22 protein-coding genes are annotated in these 17,961 nt (G+C 34.0%); 18 read left to right on the top strand and 4 right to left on the bottom strand.

The features are described from left to right. Window positions 1–90 precede the first annotated feature (90 nt). Both Q9R40_RS05700 and Q9R40_RS05695 read left to right on the top strand, forming a co-directional pair. Window positions 91–1,422 carry a PTS sugar transporter subunit IIC gene (locus tag Q9R40_RS05700; RefSeq protein WP_304676879.1) on the top strand — a complete coding sequence of 444 codons (1,332 nt, stop codon included), beginning with the start codon at window positions 91–93 and terminating at the stop codon, window positions 1,420–1,422. A gap of 3 nt (window positions 1,423–1,425) precedes the next feature. Further along, the gene (locus tag Q9R40_RS05695; protein WP_304676878.1) at window positions 1,426–2,325 is read left to right on the top strand and encodes a haloacid dehalogenase-like hydrolase; all 900 of its coding nucleotides are present in this window, start codon (window positions 1,426–1,428) and stop codon (window positions 2,323–2,325) included. A gap of 68 nt (window positions 2,326–2,393) precedes the next feature. Here Q9R40_RS05695 and Q9R40_RS05690 read toward each other — a convergent pair whose 3' ends face one another. Beyond that, window positions 2,394–3,083 carry a hypothetical protein gene (locus Q9R40_RS05690; protein WP_297937304.1) on the bottom strand — a complete coding sequence of 230 codons (690 nt, stop codon included), beginning with the start codon at window positions 3,081–3,083 and terminating at the stop codon, window positions 2,394–2,396. A 114-nt stretch (window positions 3,084–3,197) separates the two neighbouring features. Here Q9R40_RS05690 and Q9R40_RS05685 point away from each other — a divergent pair, with 114 nt between their 5' ends. Together Q9R40_RS05685 and yaaA are read left to right on the top strand one after the other, a co-directional pair. Further along, window positions 3,198–3,557, top strand: coding sequence for a hypothetical protein (locus tag Q9R40_RS05685; RefSeq protein ID WP_300724379.1), 360 nt, complete (start codon window positions 3,198–3,200; stop codon window positions 3,555–3,557). Next, on the top strand, window positions 3,547–4,305 hold the full coding sequence (gene yaaA / locus Q9R40_RS05680; protein ID WP_094497903.1) for a peroxide stress protein YaaA: 759 nt from the start codon (window positions 3,547–3,549) through the stop codon (window positions 4,303–4,305). Before Q9R40_RS05685 ends, yaaA begins: the two co-directional genes overlap by 11 nt. 57 nt (window positions 4,306–4,362) lie before the next feature. Here the strand turns inward: yaaA and Q9R40_RS05675 are convergent, their stop codons facing one another. Next, the gene (locus tag Q9R40_RS05675) at window positions 4,363–5,094 is read right to left on the bottom strand and encodes an alpha/beta hydrolase (protein ID WP_304676877.1); all 732 of its coding nucleotides are present in this window, start codon (window positions 5,092–5,094) and stop codon (window positions 4,363–4,365) included. 120 nt (window positions 5,095–5,214) lie between these two features. On the opposite strand from Q9R40_RS05675, the gene Q9R40_RS05670 reads away from it, so the two are divergent. From Q9R40_RS05670 to Q9R40_RS05650, 5 genes are all read left to right on the top strand, one after another. Further along, window positions 5,215–5,841 carry a histidine phosphatase family protein gene (locus tag Q9R40_RS05670; protein ID WP_061400515.1) on the top strand — a complete coding sequence of 209 codons (627 nt, stop codon included), beginning with the start codon at window positions 5,215–5,217 and terminating at the stop codon, window positions 5,839–5,841. A gap of 8 nt (window positions 5,842–5,849) precedes the next feature. After that, complete coding sequence (locus Q9R40_RS05665) at window positions 5,850–6,449, top strand: histidine phosphatase family protein (RefSeq protein ID WP_297937318.1); 600 nt, start codon at window positions 5,850–5,852, stop codon at window positions 6,447–6,449. Window positions 6,450–6,580: 131 nt separating this feature from the next. Continuing rightward, on the top strand, window positions 6,581–7,102 hold the full coding sequence (locus Q9R40_RS05660; protein ID WP_297937321.1) for a TetR/AcrR family transcriptional regulator: 522 nt from the start codon (window positions 6,581–6,583) through the stop codon (window positions 7,100–7,102). 6 nt (window positions 7,103–7,108) lie between these two features. Next, entirely contained in the window at window positions 7,109–8,161 is a 1,053-nt protein-coding gene (locus Q9R40_RS05655; protein WP_300591759.1) for an ABC transporter permease, read from the top strand. Between the two features lie 14 nt (window positions 8,162–8,175). Then, window positions 8,176–8,853 (top strand): ABC transporter ATP-binding protein, encoded by a 678-nt coding sequence (locus Q9R40_RS05650; RefSeq protein ID WP_297937327.1) that lies wholly within the window; start codon window positions 8,176–8,178, stop codon window positions 8,851–8,853. Window positions 8,854–8,903: 50 nt separating this feature from the next. Here Q9R40_RS05650 and Q9R40_RS05645 read toward each other — a convergent pair whose 3' ends face one another. After that, the gene (locus Q9R40_RS05645; RefSeq protein WP_146282705.1) at window positions 8,904–10,316 is read right to left on the bottom strand and encodes a C69 family dipeptidase; all 1,413 of its coding nucleotides are present in this window, start codon (window positions 10,314–10,316) and stop codon (window positions 8,904–8,906) included. Between the two features lie 77 nt (window positions 10,317–10,393). On the opposite strand from Q9R40_RS05645, the gene Q9R40_RS05640 reads away from it, so the two are divergent. The 7 genes from Q9R40_RS05640 (at window position 10,394) to Q9R40_RS05610 (ending at window position 15,548) form a co-directional block, all read left to right on the top strand. After that, window positions 10,394–10,636, top strand: coding sequence for a hypothetical protein (locus Q9R40_RS05640; protein ID WP_146282704.1), 243 nt, complete (start codon window positions 10,394–10,396; stop codon window positions 10,634–10,636). A gap of 147 nt (window positions 10,637–10,783) precedes the next feature. Then, the gene (locus Q9R40_RS05635) at window positions 10,784–11,407 is read left to right on the top strand and encodes a TetR/AcrR family transcriptional regulator (protein WP_297937335.1); all 624 of its coding nucleotides are present in this window, start codon (window positions 10,784–10,786) and stop codon (window positions 11,405–11,407) included. A 136-nt stretch (window positions 11,408–11,543) separates the two neighbouring features. Next, window positions 11,544–12,092 carry an NADH-dependent flavin reductase subunit 1 gene (gene nfr1, locus Q9R40_RS05630; protein ID WP_304676876.1) on the top strand — a complete coding sequence of 183 codons (549 nt, stop codon included), beginning with the start codon at window positions 11,544–11,546 and terminating at the stop codon, window positions 12,090–12,092. Beyond that, window positions 12,089–12,643: an NADH-dependent flavin reductase subunit 2 gene (gene nfr2 / locus Q9R40_RS05625; RefSeq protein ID WP_004898036.1), complete on the top strand. Its 555-nt coding sequence runs from the start codon at window positions 12,089–12,091 to the stop codon at window positions 12,641–12,643. Before nfr1 ends, nfr2 begins: the two co-directional genes overlap by 4 nt. A 130-nt stretch (window positions 12,644–12,773) precedes the next feature. Then, window positions 12,774–13,811: a MupG family TIM beta-alpha barrel fold protein gene (locus Q9R40_RS05620; RefSeq protein ID WP_297937341.1), complete on the top strand. Its 1,038-nt coding sequence runs from the start codon at window positions 12,774–12,776 to the stop codon at window positions 13,809–13,811. A 10-nt stretch (window positions 13,812–13,821) separates the two neighbouring features. Continuing rightward, on the top strand, window positions 13,822–14,625 hold the full coding sequence (locus Q9R40_RS05615) for a tyrosine-protein phosphatase (RefSeq protein WP_304676875.1): 804 nt from the start codon (window positions 13,822–13,824) through the stop codon (window positions 14,623–14,625). Further along, window positions 14,622–15,548, top strand: coding sequence for an FAD:protein FMN transferase (locus Q9R40_RS05610; RefSeq protein WP_304676874.1), 927 nt, complete (start codon window positions 14,622–14,624; stop codon window positions 15,546–15,548). The genes Q9R40_RS05615 and Q9R40_RS05610 overlap by 4 nt, the downstream gene beginning before the upstream one ends. Window positions 15,549–15,592: 44 nt before the next feature. On the opposite strand, the gene Q9R40_RS05605 is transcribed toward Q9R40_RS05610, so the two are convergent. Next, window positions 15,593–16,129, bottom strand: coding sequence for a CvpA family protein (locus Q9R40_RS05605; RefSeq protein WP_260316689.1), 537 nt, complete (start codon window positions 16,127–16,129; stop codon window positions 15,593–15,595). 198 nt (window positions 16,130–16,327) lie between these two features. On the opposite strand from Q9R40_RS05605, the gene rsmG reads away from it, so the two are divergent. After that, a complete protein-coding gene (rsmG, locus tag Q9R40_RS05600) occupies window positions 16,328–17,047 on the top strand; it encodes a 16S rRNA (guanine(527)-N(7))-methyltransferase RsmG (protein ID WP_304676873.1) in 720 nt (239 codons plus the stop codon). Between the two features lie 21 nt (window positions 17,048–17,068). Next, complete coding sequence (gene noc, locus Q9R40_RS05595; protein WP_304676872.1) at window positions 17,069–17,950, top strand: nucleoid occlusion protein; 882 nt, start codon at window positions 17,069–17,071, stop codon at window positions 17,948–17,950. Window positions 17,951–17,961 lie beyond the last annotated feature (11 nt).

Genomic DNA, 17,961 nt, shown 5'->3' with positions numbered 1-17,961 from the left:
TGATAAAAGAAAGCGCTTCATGTTAAAATGGGTATATACCAATAATTAAAGAATAGCTCAAAAATATTAATAAAAGGGGGATTAGAAAAAATGAGTAATAGGTCAAATGCAGTCAATGCCTGGGTAAACAAGAATATAATGCCCGTTGCAGCAAAAATTGGTGCCTTTAAGCCGTTAATTGCAATTCGTGACGGAATTGCAATGGCAATGCCATTAATCATTGTTGGATCACTATTTATGGTTATTAATGGTTTTCCAATCAATGCTTGGACCAACTTTTTAACTAAAACTGCTGTTCATGGAGTGAGTTTGTCACAGATTCTGGTTAAAGTAAGCAATGGATCTTTCGGAATTATGGGATTGATTGCAGCTTTTGGAATTGCATGGAGCTATGCCAATCAATATAAAACGGATGGCGTTTCTGCTGGGATTATCTCAGCGTCAGTTTTCTTTATTGTGACACCAAGTATCATGAGTGGAGGAAAGACTCCTGCTGAAGGCTTCCCATATGTTTATCTTGGAAGTCGTGGATTATTTGTGGCAATCTTTTTAGGCTTGCTCAGCGCTTGGATTTTTCAATGGTTTATTAATCATAATATTCAAATTAAAATGCCTGATACAGTTCCACCTGCAGTCGCAAAAAGCTTCTCCGCTTTAATTCCAGGTACAGTTTGTATCTTTTTAGCAGGATGTATCTACTGGCTATTTTCATGGGCCCACTGGGGTAACTTACATGATGTAATCATGAATATTCTAGCTAAGCCATTAGGATTATTAGGTAATACCTTACTGGGGACTTTAGTATCAATTATTTTGGTAAGTTTATTCTGGTTTGTCGGTATTCATGGAGGAAACGTAGTCAATACGGCTATGTCCCCAATCTGGTTAATGCAAACGGATGCTAATAGAGTGCTGAATCAATCAGGAAAATTAGATTTAGCCCATGGTGGTAATATTATTACTCAGCCATTTATTGATAATTTCGTATATATGGGTGGAGCAGGTGCTACTTTAGGCTTAGTTTTATGTGTAGGTTATTTAGTTTGGAGAAAACGTGCAAGTAAACAGAATGAAATTTTAGCTCCATTAACTATTGTTCCCGGAATTTTTAATATTAATGAGCCTACTATGTTTGGTTTGCCAGTAGTTTTGAACCTGAGTTTAATTATTCCGTTCATTATTGCACCTATGTTTAATGCTATTACTACTTATATAGCAATGAAACTGGGATGGGTGCCACTATGTAACGGAACAGTTATTCCATGGACAATGCCGCCACTTATTTCAGGTTTCTTAGCAACTAATAGTATTGCAGGATCAATCTTGCAATTATTTAATATCATTGTTGATATTTTGATTTATTTACCATTTATGAGCGCTTTAAATAAACGACAAATTATTGAAGAAAGTAAGAAAGGATAACATATGGTTACTAGAATAATTAGTGCAAATGCTAGTGAAATTTTAAAAATGAATGGTACTCAATTAAAACAAAGTATCAAGGCTAGTGAAGGTAGAACTGTTTTAAGTGAGAATGTGGTTACTGAGCCAGCAATTGATAATCTAACTACTTCAGAAATTGCTGCTGCTTTTGGAGCAGATTTAATTTTATTGAATTTATTTGATACTTTAAAGCCTAAGGTAAGTGGCTTAAAGATAGATAAGCCAGAAAATACAGTTAAAAAACTTCAAAAATTAACTGGACGCCCAATTGGAGTAAACTTGGAGCCAGTTGATGAGAAAGCAGAGATGGAATCAACGAAGTTGCAGATTTCTTCAGGAAGAACTGCAACAGTTGAATCGATGAAAGCTGCTGAAAAATTAGGTTTTAACTTCGTTTGTTTTACTGGAAATCCTGGTACTGGTGTAACTAACAGAATGATTGCTAAAGCTGTAAAAACAGCTAAAGAAAATTTCTCAGGTTTAATTATTGCGGGAAAAATGCATGGAGCTGGGGTGGACGAACCGGTAGCTAGTGAAGAATCAGTTAAATCTTTTCTAGATGCTGGTGCAGACGTCATTTTAGTGCCTGCTGTTGGAACAGTTCCTGGTTTTACTAGCGAGGAATTAATTAAGATAGTAAAAATTGTTCATAGAGATGGTGGACTAGTAATGAGCACAATTGGAACTAGTCAAGAAAGCTCTGGAGCTCAAACTGTTCATGATATTGCTCTTCAAAATAAAATTTGTGGTGTTGATATCCAACATATTGGAGATGCTGGTTGGGGAGTAGTGCCGCCAACAGATACTATTTTTGAATTAAGTAAGACAATTCGCGGAATGAATCATACAATTTCCCGGATGGCACGTTCAATTAATCGTTAAAAAAGATAATAAATAATAGATAAAAAGAAGATATCTTAGTAAAGGTTACTTTGATATCTTCTTTGTTTTTAATATTCAGTTTTACCTAAATCATCTTCTGGCCGGTGAAGCTGCAGACGTAAGCCATAGACAGAAAATTCCTCACTATTTTCTTGGCGGTCAAGCTTAATACGTACATGATCGCCATCTTGTTCAAACTCCACTTCATTTCTAGTATCAATCCAAGCTGCCTCTTCAACGTGCGGAACATGCTTTAGTTCGATACTTTCTTCAAGTGGAATATGGATGAAAACGTAGCGTTGATATTTAGCAATGGCATTATAAAAGACATGAACATTGTCTTCATCTGGCTTTATTTCATGGTCAGCCCGACTTTCATAATATGCATGTCCAAAGCGACTAATCCACTTACGTAAAGTTTCCATTGCAGGATCTGATTCAGACTTAATAGATCCATCTGCGTTTAATTCGACTTCAAAATAGATGTTCATATTATCTAATCTAGCAGCAATTAATTTTGCTAGAACATCAGGAGAAATTAATTTTTCCGCTGGTCTTTTTTGACAAAATTTAATTGTATATTTTTGACAAGCCGCTTTCATCTCTGTCATTTGTGCATCATTAGCGTCTTTGATACTTACGCCTCTAAAGCCACAGTCTCTTGCATATCGTACAAGAGCATCGGCATCAATTACACCTTTTGGAGCAACTTGATACTGCAATACAAGTCCAATATTTAAATCTTCTTTTTCACTCATTTTACTATTCGCTTTCTATGTCATATTCAAGATTGATTATAAGTGGAAAAGAAATTTTAAGCAAAGCAAAATAGTTTCACGTATAATTAGGGAGGACTATAGAAGGGACAAAAAATGATTATTTTTAATATTGTTTTATATATTACCATTGGTTTCATTGTTTATTTTGGTTACCAAACTGTGCTTCATTATCATAAACATGAAAATATTAATTTTCTCCGTGGCTTAATTGTCAGTACACTTGTCTTAGCAGTGCTAGTTTCTTTACAAATTTACTGGGCACTCCCTAATATTATTGGCCTATTTTTATGGCTATTTATTATGTTCTTGTTTATTAGTGTAGCTGCTAGTGCTAGATATATTACCGCTAGCTTGCAAGATAAGAAAAAACGAAAGATAGAGCTAATTGCTTCTGCTACTCTGGCAGTTATTAGCTTGATTGCTTTATTTATTGTGGTTGCCAATGTCAGATAATAATATGAAAATAATTATTGCTCCCGCTAAAAAGATGCGGGTTGATCAAGATACTTTTTTGGTTAGATCAGAGCCCGCTTTTTTAGATAAGACTCAGGAGCTATTAGACTTTTTAAAAACAAGAAATTTTAATCAGTTACAAGACCTATGGAAAGCGAATGATAATATTGTTCGTACAAACCAAAATAACCTTTTAACAAGTGAACTCGATTCTAAATTAACGCCAGCACTTTTAGCCTTTTCAGGAATTCAGTATCAGTATTTGGCTGGGGATATTTTACCCGAAGAAGGACTAGACTATCTTCAAGATCATTTGCGTATTTTGTCAGGCTTTTATGGTATTTTGAGACCTTTTGATGGTATAATTCCCTATCGTTTGGAATTGAAGACTCAAATGACTGGCTTTAAATACTACAGTCTCTATAACTTTTGGAAAGATCTTCCGTATCAAGAGCTTTTTGCCGATACAGATACAGTTATTAACTTAGCGTCTTTAGAATATTCTCGTTTGATTTCTCCATATTTAAAGAATAATCAAAAAATGATTACAATTAAGTTTTTAGAAAATAAAAACGGAAAGTGGAGACAAAGTGCTACACATGCTAAGATGGCGCGAGGAGAAATGGTTCGCTTTGCGGCTAAAGAGGGAATTAATAGACCAGAAGATTTAAAAGAATTTTCTGATTTTGGTTATGTTTTTTCAGCAGCAGATTCCTCAAATGAAAATTATATATTTAAGAAATTGTAGAAAAAGAGAGATCAGACGATTTCTCTTTTTCTATATAAATTAAAACGCATTATTATTCTATAAAAAATCTGCTGTTAATTTAACAGCAGATTTTTGATAGTTATCACTAAAACAATGGTCTGCACCTTTGATTAAGTGTAAAGTGCTGTTTTGATAAATTTGATCGTATTTCTTTGAGGCATTCGGGGAAACAACAGTATCATCTGTACCGTGGATTAAGCAGACAGGTTTAGTAAATTGAGCAGATACTTCATAGATAGGCAATTGTTGAGCAATGCGTAAGTAAAATCCACCTAGGGTTAAATCTTTAAAAGGCAGACGGTCTGGGATATGGTCTGGATTATAAGTAACTCCTTGTGTATTACCTTCAAGAGCATCACTTTTTAAAGTAGCAGCTGGTGCTAGTAGTACCACCTTTTTTATAATATCAGGATAAAGCCCAGCTAACATTGAAGCAACGACACCGCCTTGAGAATGACCGACTAGATAAATATTACGTACGTGTGGATCTGTTTTAACGTAATTTAAAATGGCATTTGCGTCTTCAATTTCATTTAAAACAGTCATATTTTCAAATTTACCATCTGAATCACCATGGCCATTAAAGTCAAAGCGAACACTAGCAATATTTTCATCCCGAAGACTGTTAGTAATTTCTTTTAGCAAAGAAGTATTACGGTTAGCGGTAAAACCATGAAAAATAATTGCCATATCATATATTTCTCCGAAAGGGTCTTCCCGAGTTCCAACTAATTGTAATCCATCCCGCTCAAGTGTAATTGTTGCCATATTAATGCCTACTTTCTTTTTGTCTAACTGTATTATAGTCTGACATATGAGATAATTTAGTAGCTTAATAAATTTTTAGTATAATGTTTTCTTGTATAAAATATAAAGGATTGTGATGAAATGGATCTGTTATTAGTAAGACATGGGGTTAGTGAACATAATACTTCAGATGTGATCTCCGGCGGTACTAGTAACCCTAACTTAAGCCAAGCAGGTGTTAAACAAGTAGAAGAAGTAAGTAAATTAATTGATAATAGTAAGCTTGATCGAGTATATGCAAGTCCATTAATTAGAGCTAAAAGAACAGCACAAATTTTAACTGATTTTCAGAAAGAGATTATTACTGATGATCGACTTAGAGAAATGAATTTTGGCTCTTGGGACGGCCAACATGCCGAAGAGCTTAAGATAAAATATCCTGATGCTTTCGATGATTTAGGAACTATTAACAGTAAATATGCAGAATACGCTAAAAACGGTGAAACTTTTAGTCAAGTAGCAGATCGAGTTGAAGAATTTTTATCTGAAATTCAACTCGATGCTAATGACAAAACAATTATGATTGTTTGTCACGGATTTGTGATTAGGAGTTTAATAGCTCGATGGTTTAAACTAAAAATTGAAGATGTAATGACAGTAAGAAATGTTAGTTTTACTGAACTTCATTTTGAAAAAAATGATATTGAGCGACCAAGATTAATGACTTTTAATCGGACGGAACCCTTGTATTACGGAATTAAGAGGTAGATTATGTTATGCGAGTAGTAATTTTACGTCATGGAACTACTGAATTAAATAAACAAGGAATGATTCAAGGATCAAGTGTTGACCCGGATTTAAGTAAAGAAGGACGTGCTTACGCAGAAAAAGCTGCTAAGAATTTTGATCCTAGTCAATTTGATGCAGTATATGCAAGTCCCTTAAAGAGAGCCCAACAAACTGCAAGAATTTTTGTGGGAGATAAAACTCCAATAAAAACCGATAAGCGGATTGAAGAACTAAACTATGGTTCTTGGGATGGAAAATCTTCTTCGGAATATCGTAAAAAGTATCCAGATGCATTTAATAGTAAAGGACTAATTAACGATAATATCTATAAATATGCTTCAGATGTAGAGAAGCGTGAAGATTTTAGAAAAAGAATTGCTACATTTTTTGATGATTTATATAAAGAACATGCTAATGATACAGTTTTAGTAGTTTGTCATGGTGTAGTAAGTCGAATGATTTGTGCTCATTTTTTAACTAATGGCGATATTAAGTATTTTGACCAAATGCAAAATTGTGGTCTAGCAGAATTACACATTAATCAAGAATATGGAACTTTGGTTTACTACAATCGCGTTTTAGCATAATAAATTTAAGGCTTGATTTTGATATCTTATCGAAATTAAGCATTTTTTATATCTATATGTTGACACAGTGTCACTTTAGGAATAGACTTAAGACACATCGAAAGTGACACGGTGTCACAAGGAGGGAAGGCATGGTTAGTGAAACTTTTATAAATCTTTCGGATGAAAAGAAACGAAAGATTGAAGGCGCGCTATTAAAAGAATTTAGTACTTATCCCTTAGCTAAGGGACAAGTAGCACGAATTGTGAAGGATGCTGGAATTGCTAGAGGAGCATTTTATAAGTATTTTGGCGATTTAAAAGGTGCATATACTTATCTTTATCGTCTTGCGATGAAAGAAGTTCATATGGGACTTCCAACAAGGTTAAGAGAGTTTGATCCCGAATCTTTTTATAAGATGACAGTTGATTTTATTAATCAGACTGAAAATAGTATGTACTTTGATCTCATCAAATTACATCTTAGCCAGAATCAAGCTTTTCTTGGAGATGATAAAAAGCAGAAGGATGCTTTTCTTAATCTCGACTCTCAAGTCTGGGCTGCCATGGTTTTAACTCATGAAGCAATACATTTAGCTTTATTTAATAAAGAGAAGAAAGAAAAAATTCTAAACAGATACCATGAAAGTTTATGTTTATTACAAAGGAAGTAGGCAAAAATGTTTTTAGCTCTAAAAGAAATAAAATATGAGAAGCTACGGTACGGCTTAATTACATTGATGATATTTTTAATTGCATATTTAATTTTTATGCTGTCATCATTGTCAGTAGGTCTAGCTTCAGAAAATACACAAGCAGTTAATAGCTGGCAAACTCAATCAGTTGTTTTGAATGACAATTCGAATGTAAGTTTAAACCAGTCTTTACTAACTAAAGAAAATCTAAAAGATTTTAAAAAGACAAAAAATGATAGCTATATCGGAATAGTTCCGATTGTAATGAAAGAAAAGAAACATCAAACAGTTTCAGCTCAATTTATTGGATTAAATAAAGATGAATACATTTATAAAGATCTGGAAGTAGTTTCTGGTCGTAAAGCAAAGCATGATGACGAAATAGCTGTTGATCAAATTCTCTGGAATCGTGGTTATCGCTTGGGCGACAGAGTAACTCTAAATGGTAGCGATCAAAAGTACAAAATTGTTGGTTTCTTAAAAAATGCCAAGATTAATATTGCGCCAATTGCTTATGGTACGATGACAGCGTGGAAAAAATTAAGACCAATGGCTCCGAATGTTGAAGCTTCCGGAATTATTTCTAAGAAAAACTTAGATTTTAAAGCTAAGAATGTTAGATCTTATGATAAGCAGACTTTTGTTAATAAATTACCTGGTTATACAGCCCAAAACTCAACTTTTGAATTAATGATTGGTTTTCTATTCGTAATTTCGTTAATTGTGATTGCAGTATTTTTATACATTTTAACTATTCAAAAAATGCCAAATTATGCTGTTTTAAGAGCACAAGGTATCCCAAGCAAGACATTAATTGGCGCTACTCTTAGTCAATCATTAATTTTAGTAATTATAGGTACGGTCTTAGCATATCTTTTAATGCTGCTTACTGTTAGCGTAATGCCAGCTACTGTACCAATCGATTTTGCCCCATGGATCATGATTTCAACATTTGCCGGGATGATTGTAATGGGAGTAATAGGTGGATTAATTCCAATTCGATCAATTCTTAAGGTTGACCCTTCAAAAGCTGTGTAAGGGAGGAAATTTATATGTCAGTAATTGAATTAAAAGATGTAAGTAAATCCTATGGTCAAGGAGAGGCCAAGGTTAATGCTCTAAAAAATATAAATTTTGAAGCTCAAAAAGGTGAGGTTGTCTTAATTGAAGGACCTTCTGGCGCCGGCAAGAGTACTTTCTTAACAATTGCAGGAGCACTACAGAAGCCTACTTCGGGTGAGGTATTTATTGGAGGAGATAACGTAACTAACTATTCTCCTAAACAAGCTGATGCACTACGTCTAGATAAAATTGGCTTTGTCTTACAGGCTTATAATTTAGTGCCTTATTTAACTGTTAGGGAACAGTTTATTTTAGTAGATAAGGTTAAAAAGACCGGTAATTTAAGTAAAGAAGCTCTTGATGGATTGTTAGATGAATTAGGAATTTCTCAACTAGTAAATAAATATCCTAAGGAATTATCAGGTGGTCAGCAGCAAAGAGTGGCAATTGCAAGAGCACTATATGCAGATCCAGCCATTATTTTAGCTGATGAACCTACTGCTTCATTAGATAGTGAAAAAGTTGAAGAAGTGGGAAAACTATTTAAGACTTTAGCTAAGCAAAAAGAAAAGGCTATTATTTTAGTTACTCATGATTTAAGACTTAATAAGTATTCGGATAAGATTTACAAAATGTTAGATGGACGCTTGAGCTTGAAAACAGAATAAACAAAAACACGTAGGTATAAAATTTCGTACCTACGTGTTTTATTTCAATTCTACAAATTAGGATCAATCTTAAACCGAAGTGGTGAATCGGCAGTTTGAGCAGTAATTAATTTAGCATTTAATTTTTGATAGTTCTTAATAGCAACATCAGCTAATTTTTTATTAGCTTCGTTTACTAACTCTACTTTTTTAACCTCATCTTTTTCTTGAGTCAATTTCTTGTCATATTCAGCTCGTAGCTTATTTAAAGATAGATTCGTTGCTTTTTGTGTATTAACTAAATTAGTTGCATATTTATTCCAATTTCGATCTACTAAAACGCTAGCCATTTTAAATACCCAGTAAGCAGAATTAGTTGAAAATTCTTCCTTACCATACTTGAACATAGTTGGTACTTTAGTTCCTTGTGGGTAAAAAGGAATGTAAACACTTTGTGCGGCAATTCCCATTGCTAGCCAATGAGTCATATCTTCTTCTCTAAGTTGCAGGAGGTGAGATTCTTGAGTAGTAGCTACAGCAATTGGACGATAGGCAGGTTGACCTTCGTTTTTAGAATTAGTTAGGTCATACTGGGTCCCATTAAAGTGATCGCTTAAAACGCGTTGAGCGTCTTGAATAGATACAGGATGATCAGGTTTTCTAATAAATGGTAAATCAAAACTTTCTGGATCTTGATTTATGGAAGGCGTTAGAAGCTTTTGGCCACTCCAAACACGTGGAGTATTATAAGTTAAATCCGAATCATCATGTGTACCAAAAATCAATCTGAAATTAAATGGCTTATTTTTTGGCCAAAGATTATTTTGATAAACAAATTCTTGAATTCCAGGAGAAGTTATAAAATTGTCCTTATCGTTGAAATCAATGATTTGAATTGCTAGTTGATTAGCAACTACGGCGTATGAATCGGCAGGGATGCGTTGAGCAACATAATGGTGACCGGAACCAATTTCCATATACCAAGCTTCATCTCTATCTGCGAATAGAATCCCATCCGCTTCTGCTGCACCGTGTTCTTGAACAATCTTGCCTAAACGTTCTACACCTTCTCGAGCAGATTTAATATATGGCAAAACAACAGTTACCATGGCTTCTTCTAAAATACCTTTTTCTTCATCAAAAGGATCCATAGCCATTACACGATCATTAGCATAGGCACTTTCAGTAGCGCTCATTGCAACGTGGTACTCATTAATTCCGTCTTCTTCGAATACTCCATATTTGTCTGTCCATTCAGGAGTAGAAGAGTAAGAAAAACGTTCGTTAGGTAATTCCATCTGAAACTCGTTATCTTTTGATTTAAAGATATTATTTTTAATTATTTGATGTGAATTAAAAGCAAGATGCTTTGGCCAAGCAGTCTTAGCATCTTCATTTCGGCCAATAATAACACTACCATCTACAGTAGCTTTCTTACCGATTAAAATAGATGTACAGGATGAACGTCCAACAGGAGAAGTCATAGGTTTCACACTTTCTATTGATATAATATAATCTATATTGTAACGTATAAAACTTAAAAATAAGTGAGGGCATTAAAATGGCAGAATTACCAGAAGATAAAAAAATTATTCTTACAACTGATTACAAAGATAATACCATTAATATGGAATTTTCTGATAATTTAGTTGATAATCGTGAAAAAGGATACATTCTTTCAGCTGCATTTTTAGCATTTGCTGCAAATGAAGGCCTAGATAAACAACAAGTTATGGAAATGATTAATTCACATTATGACCAATTTACTGGTGATGATGATTCAAGTTTATTTAAAAGATTATAGAAATTTACACAAAATTCTCCAATTTTTCATATTTTTGTTATAATATAATGACGAAGGAAATAACAGACGTTAGGCATTTATGTTATTTTTTAGATGATCATAATGTGTTGATGTTGATATGAATATGAATTAAGTGAGGTAATAAAAGTGGCTAGAAAAAAAGAAATAGATAAACAAAGGATTCTTGACGCTGCTTATAAATTGGCAGTTCGTGGTGGAATTGAAAGTCTAACTGCAAGAAATATTGCAAAAGCAGTTAAGTGCTCAACTCAACCAATTTATCTTGAATTTGAAAACATGCAAGATTTACGTAATCAAGTTTTAGCAAAAATTTCTGATGAATTGAAATCTAATACTCTTCAACAGAATTTTACAGGTGAACCATTGATTGATTTAGATCTTTCATACTTGTACTTTGCTAAAGAACACATTGATTTGTTTAGGGCAATGTTTGTAGATGGTAAATTTGGTAATCAAATGATTGTTGATACTCTAATGGGACTTGGAGTTGAAAAATTCAAGCAACAATTTGACGCAGAACAATTCTCTGAAGAAAGACTCAATCATATTGTGATTTCTAACTGGATTGCTGCTACAGGTTTAGCAACTCTTCTCATTAACAAGATGGCAAACTTTTCACAAGCTCAAATGATTAGTGTTTTAAAGGCACAAATTCATGAAGCAATGTTAAATGACCGTCTCACTAATGTTGAAGAAAATCCACTATTTGCTGCTGATGGTGACGCTTCTCTTGAAGAGCGTCTAGGCTAGTTTCACAGGTTAATTAAGCACCACGTTCAACTGAAAGTGGTGCTTTTTTGTTAAAATTAAATTATGACTTTTAAAATAGTAAGATTAAAAAGTATAATTTAATAGAAAGATAATTATAAAGAAAGGTAACGTAGAAATGAAACTCTTTGCCATTGTAGGTAGCAACGCCGATCATTCTTATAATCGCGATCTACTAAATTTTATTAAAAAGCATTTTATTGATAGATATGATATTGAATTGGGAGAGGTCAGAGATCTTCCAATGTTTAAAGAAGGTGTTGAAGAACCTGATTCAGTAGCTAGATTTGCTAAAAAGGTAGCTGATGCAGATGCAGTGTTAATCTCTACGCCAGAACAACAACACTCAGTGCCTTCATCCTTAAAGAGTGCATTAGAATGGCTTTCATCAGCTGAACACCCTTTTAAAGACAAGCCTGTAGTTATTGTGGGTACTTCAGTTTTACCTCAAGGATCTGCTCGTGGACAAAGTCATTTAAAGCTGGTGCTTTCTTCTCCTGGTTTTGGAGCTAAAGTATTTAATGGGGATGAGTTTATGATGGGAACAGCCCCAGAGCAATTTGACGAAAATGGAAACTTACCAGCAGGAACTGTTAAGTTTTTAGATCATTTCTTTGATGAATTTGATAGTTTTTATGCTGAAGTAAGTAGGAGGAACGACACATGAAATTACTGGCAATTGTTGGTACGAATGCAGATTTTTCATATAATCGTTTTTTAGATCAATTTATGGCTAAGCGGTATAAAGACCAAGCTGAAATTGAAGTATATGAAATTGCTGATTTACCCCGTTTTAAAAAAGAAGCACAACCAGATAGTAAGGTTGAAGAATTCAAAAATAAGATCCGTGAAGCAGATGGTGTGATTTTTGCTACTCCAGAATATGACCATGGTATTCCTTCTGCATTGAAGAGTGCAATGGAATGGACTGGAAGCCATGCTCAAGGAAATGCAGATGTAATGAAGATGAAACCAGCAATGGTATTAGGTACATCTTACGGAATTCAAGGTGCTTCAAGAGCACAAGAAGAAATGCGTGAAATTTTGCTTTCTCCTGATCAAAGTGCAAATGTTTTGCCAGGAAATGAAGTTTTAATTGGTCATGCTGCAGATAAGTTCGATAAAAATACCGGAGACTTATTAGACCAAGAGACTATTCATGCTATTGATTTAGCATTTAATAATTTTGTTAAATTTGTTGAACAAGCTCAAAAATAAGTTAAAACTTTATTTTCTTATAGTGCAAAAGAAACTAGGTAGAATTTTCTATCTAGCTTTTTTTGTCATTAAAGTTTATTATTTTAATGAAAGAAAGCATTTTCACAAAGCTTAGAAAAGAGAGATTTAGATGCTCGGTTTTTCAGTTTATTTAGATAAAGATTTGACTGCAGATGATCATAATTATTTGCTTGGAATGAGGAATGCTGGTTTTAAGGAAGTCTTTACTTCATTGACCAGCTTACAGGATGAAGCAGACATAGTTTTAAAAAGGTTAGATCAGTTAACTAGCTGGTGTAAGGATTTAGAATTAAAGGTTATGGCAGATGTTTCACAAGATGATTTACATTATTTAGGCTATGATTTAGCGGATGCAGAAGAAATAAAGAAGCTTAATGTTACTGGGTTAAGAATTAACGATCAAGTATTAATGCGTTTTGTATCAAAATTGTCTAAAACTATGTGGGTATCTTTAAATGCAATTTACTTACAACCAAAAGATATTACTCATTTAAAAGAAGAGGCAGCTAACTTCGATCATATTAGAGCCTTATTTGATTTTTATTCTCAGCCCGAAACTGGGATGGATAATAAATGGTTTGAAGAGAGAAATCGATGGCTTCACAATTGTAATTTAGAAACAGCAGCTTTTATATCTGGAGATGGAGTTAAAAGAGGACCATTTTTTGCTGGAGAAACTACTCTTGAGTCACAAAGAGGCGTATATCCATTAGCAGCAGCTCTCAACTTAAAAGATTTGGCCTGCAATAACGTCATTGTTGGCGATCGTCTAACTAGTGAGACGATTAAGTCTTTTGCGCGCTATACGAAGGATCATGCAATCACGCTTCATGTAGATGAAAAAAATACTTTTCTCAATGAAAATCAATGGCATAATTATTTGTATCTTGCTCAAGATATCGTTAGACTCCATAGTGAAGGTGAACTTCCAAAATTTGAAGCACAGGATTTACCTTTGGATCGACCTGTGGGAACAATTAGTATCAATAGTAATGGCTTAAATAGTAACGAAATTCATATTGCTAAGCACAACTTGCCCGCTAATAAAGAGGGGAGAGTTCTTGGAAGAGTCTGCGATAATGAGTGCAGCTTGCTTCCTCATATTGAGCCAGGACAAAAAGTTATTTTTAAAAATTTAGAAAAGTAGGGATTACAAAATGATTAGGCCAAACATTTTACCACTGCAACATGTGCCTAATGCTCGTGATTTAGGCGGTTATGTAGGTTTTGATGGTCGAAAAATTAAGATGCATCGACTTCTAAGAACAGGAAAGCTATGCCAAATGACTAAGGAAGATGAAACTTTTTTACTTAATTATGGCTTAACTAAAATTGTCGATTTACGATCACCTCAAGAAATTAAATTAGCTCCTGATATTGTACCAGCAGGAGTGGAACATATTGATAATCCAATTCATGGAAATCAAAGTGCAGAAACGGATCAAAAGATCATGCAATTGAAAAGGACCTACACTAAAGATCAATATGCTGGCTTTAAGACGATGTGTCACCAATATCATTCTTCTATTGGTAGGGAATATTCTCAAAAAGCTTTTAATAGTTTGCTTAATATCTTTGCTAATACTAAAGATGGAGCTATTATCTTTCATTGCTCTGAGGGAAAAGATCGTACAGGATTAGCTACAGTTTTAATCTTGTATCTTTTGGGTGTCGATATGGAAACTATCAGACAAGATTATCTATTTTCTAATTTAATGCTAGGTGATTATCAAGCAAAGATGAATCAAAAGATAATCAATGAGGGTGGTAGTGTGATTTTGCGTGCTAATGTTAGAAGCTTAGCCAGTGTCGCAAATGAATATTTGGATACAGCTCTCCTATTAATTGATGAAAGGTATGATGGGATAGACAATTACATTAAAAATGTTCTTAAAGTTGATGATGAGTTGATTCAAAGTTTGAGAGAATTATACTTAGAACCAAAGAAGGCATCAAAATGATAGAGAATTATGCTTCAACTCCAACTTCAAAAGTTGGACGTGGATTAGGAACTGTTATCACGCTGCAAATTTATGGCGACCAAAATAAGAAGATTTTGGATCAGAGTTTTGATTTGATTGCCGGATATGAAGATCGATTAACAGTAAATCGGGATCATTCTGAGGTAATGGATATTAATCATGCGGCTGGTATTCGTCCTGTGCAAGTTTCTGCAAGTACGTATAATCTAATTAAGTTAGCCGTTTATGAAAGTAAACAAAATTTCGGTTTTAACGCTCTGATTGGACCAGTTGTGAAATTATGGCATATTGGTTTTAAAGGAGCACATGTTCCAACGGATGAACAAATTAAAGAAAAGATGAGTCTAACGAATCCAGCAGATGTTAGATTAGATGATGATAATCAGACTGTCTTTTTAACTAAAAAAGGAATGGAACTTGATTTAGGAGGAATCGCTAAAGGATACATCGCCGATAGAATTAGAGATTTATGGCATTCCTATGATGTTCGTGCTGGGATCATTAATCTAGGGGGAAATGTTTTATTTGTAAATAATTCTCCTAAAAGAGTAAGCGGAGAATGGATTCTTGGCGTACAAGATCCGAAAAAGAAACGCGGCAATAATCTCACAACAGCTACTGTTCATGAATGTTCTGCTGTAACGAGTGGGACGTATGAGCGTTTTTTAGAAATTAATGGGAAAAAATACCATCATATTATTGATCCTAAGACTGGATATCCAGTTAAGACGCATGTGGCTGGTGTAACCTTGTTTACCCGTGATTCTGTTCAAGCTGAAATTGAATGTAAGCGACTATTTTTTGCCGGGCGACCTATTCCAGGCTGGAAAAATGATAAAGCAGGTCGCTATGGTGCAATCTTTGTATATGACGATGATTCAATGGAAAGAATTGGTGTATAAAAAATAGGATTCGGTAACTCCGAATCCTATTTTTTCTGAGTATTTTAACCAACTGTTCGACTAATACCAAATATTGTCTTAAATACGCCATTTGATAGGCCTGGTGTGTTATAAATAATTACTCGTAAAATTGGTGAATCAACTGTTTGTTGAATAAACCAAGGATTTTGAAAGGCTTGGCACATTGATAAGGCTACGTAAACTAAGAAGTAAGCGGCGATAAAAGATACTATTGCGCCTAAAACATTGTCTAATAGATTACCGATTCCCTTTTTAGTACGGTCACGTTTAGGAAGCCAACCCTTGAAAATTTTTAAAATCATTTTACCGATAAACCAAATTACAAAGAAGGCTAAGAAACGGTAACCGATTATTTCAAGACTAATGTTGCCAGTTGTAGGAACAACCTTACCAGAGAATTGTTCATAGAACCAATTTCCTAGGCTGTTTTGGCCTAGAATAGCTGCTGCAAATACAATTGCACCAAAAATCATATTAATAACACGTTGAGCAAATCCCAGTTGATATCCTTTATAAGTTTGATAACCGAGATAAAGAATCACAATAAGCGTAACAATCATGAATTTAACTCCTTTTGCTAATCATTATAGCTTATCGATTTTAATTTAAATACATATTTTTAAAGACTTAGTTGTTTTTTGACGATTCTTAAAAAATACTACATAATTAAATACGTTAGTTTATGATGATAATAGTGTTGTTAACCGCCTTTAATTGCGGTAAATTAGGAGTGTGAAACTAGGTTTCACGGGTGAAAAATGAATCCAGAAATTTTTGCAAAAGAGCTCGCAAATTATGGCTTTGAACTTAATGATAAGCAAAAAAAACAATTTGCGACATACTATGATAAATTAGTTGAATTTAATAAAAAGGTTAATCTTACCAGAATTACTGATAAAAATGAGGTTTACTTAAAGCACTTCTTTGATAGCATTACTCCGCTCTTAGAATTTCCAGACCTATTTAAAGGTGAAAAAACTTTATGTGATGTTGGGGCAGGAGCAGGTTTTCCTTCTGTACCGATTAAGATTTTGTGTCCTAACTTAAGTATTACCATTGTTGATTCTTTGGGTAAAAGATTAAAGTTTTTAGATGAACTTGTAAACGACTTAGGTTTAGATAAAGTTACTTTAGTTCATAGCCGTGCAGAAGATGCCGGTCAAAATAAAGACTTACGCGAAAAATTTGATTTGGTAACTGGACGTGCTGTAGCAAGGATGAGTGTTTTAAGTGAATATTGTTTACCACTAGCAAAGGTTGGTGGCTATTTAGTTGCTCTAAAAGGACCCAAGGCACAAGATGAATTAGCGGAAGCTAAGCATGCGATTGATGTGTTGGGAGGAAAAGTAGAAGATGTGAAAGAATTAACTCTTCCTGATACAGCTGATGACCGTACTTTAATTGTTGTTGAAAAAATAAAAGCAACTCCTAAGAAATATCCACGTCAAGCTGGTACACCGAATAAAAAACCACTTTAAATTTAATTGGAGGAATAATTTATGGCATTTTCATTATTTGGCAATCGTCAAAAAAAGATCCCTGAAAGTAAACAAGTTCAAGAAATTGAACTCGATAAAATTATGCCTAATCGCTATCAGCCACGTCATACTTTTAGTGATGAATCAATTGAGGAATTAGCTACTACACTAAAAGAACAGGGTTTATTACAACCTATTATTTTGCGTAAGCCAGCTGATGGTCCTGAAGGGGAATATGAAATCATCGCCGGTGAACGTCGTTTTCGCGCTGCTCAATCACTTAAATGGGCAAAAATTCCAGCAATTGTTGAAGATATGGATGATGAAAAAGCAGCCTCTTTGGCCTTAGTTGAAAATTTACAACGCGAAAATCTTAATCCGATTGATGAAGCACAAGCTTACGTTCAATTGATGAAGGTTAATAATTTAACTCAAACTGAATTAGCAGAACAAATGGGAAAGACCCAATCTTACATTGCTAATAAGATAAGATTACTTAAGCTAACACCTAAAGTACAAGGATTCTTAATTGATAAAAAGATTTCTCAACGTCATGGCCGTGCACTTTTAGCTTTGAATGAAGAAGATCAAGATACTGCTGTTAGCGAGGTTATTAAAAGTGGCTTAACTGTAAAAGAAACTGAAGAGATGGTAAAAGATCTTGATGGTTATTTTACCGCTCAAGAAAAAGAAAAAGAAGAAGCGCTCGAAGAGAATAAAACTGAACAAACTAAAAAGCCTAAGAAGAAAGTTCAGGTTCGGACAGCTAATGATTTTAAAGTACAAATAAATACAATTAAAAAAGCAATTAAGATGGCAAAAGATTCAGGAATGACCGTGAAATACAAAGAAGATAAAAAAGGTGATTCCTATAAAATTACTATTGAATTGCTTAAAAAGTAGGCAAAGGGAGT

The organism is uncultured Lactobacillus sp., from assembly GCF_948948975.1.
Lineage (GTDB): Bacteria > Bacillota > Bacilli > Lactobacillales > Lactobacillaceae > Lactobacillus.
The sequence above is the reverse complement of the archived record's forward strand: the minus strand, read 5'-3'. Positions and strand labels throughout refer to the sequence as shown.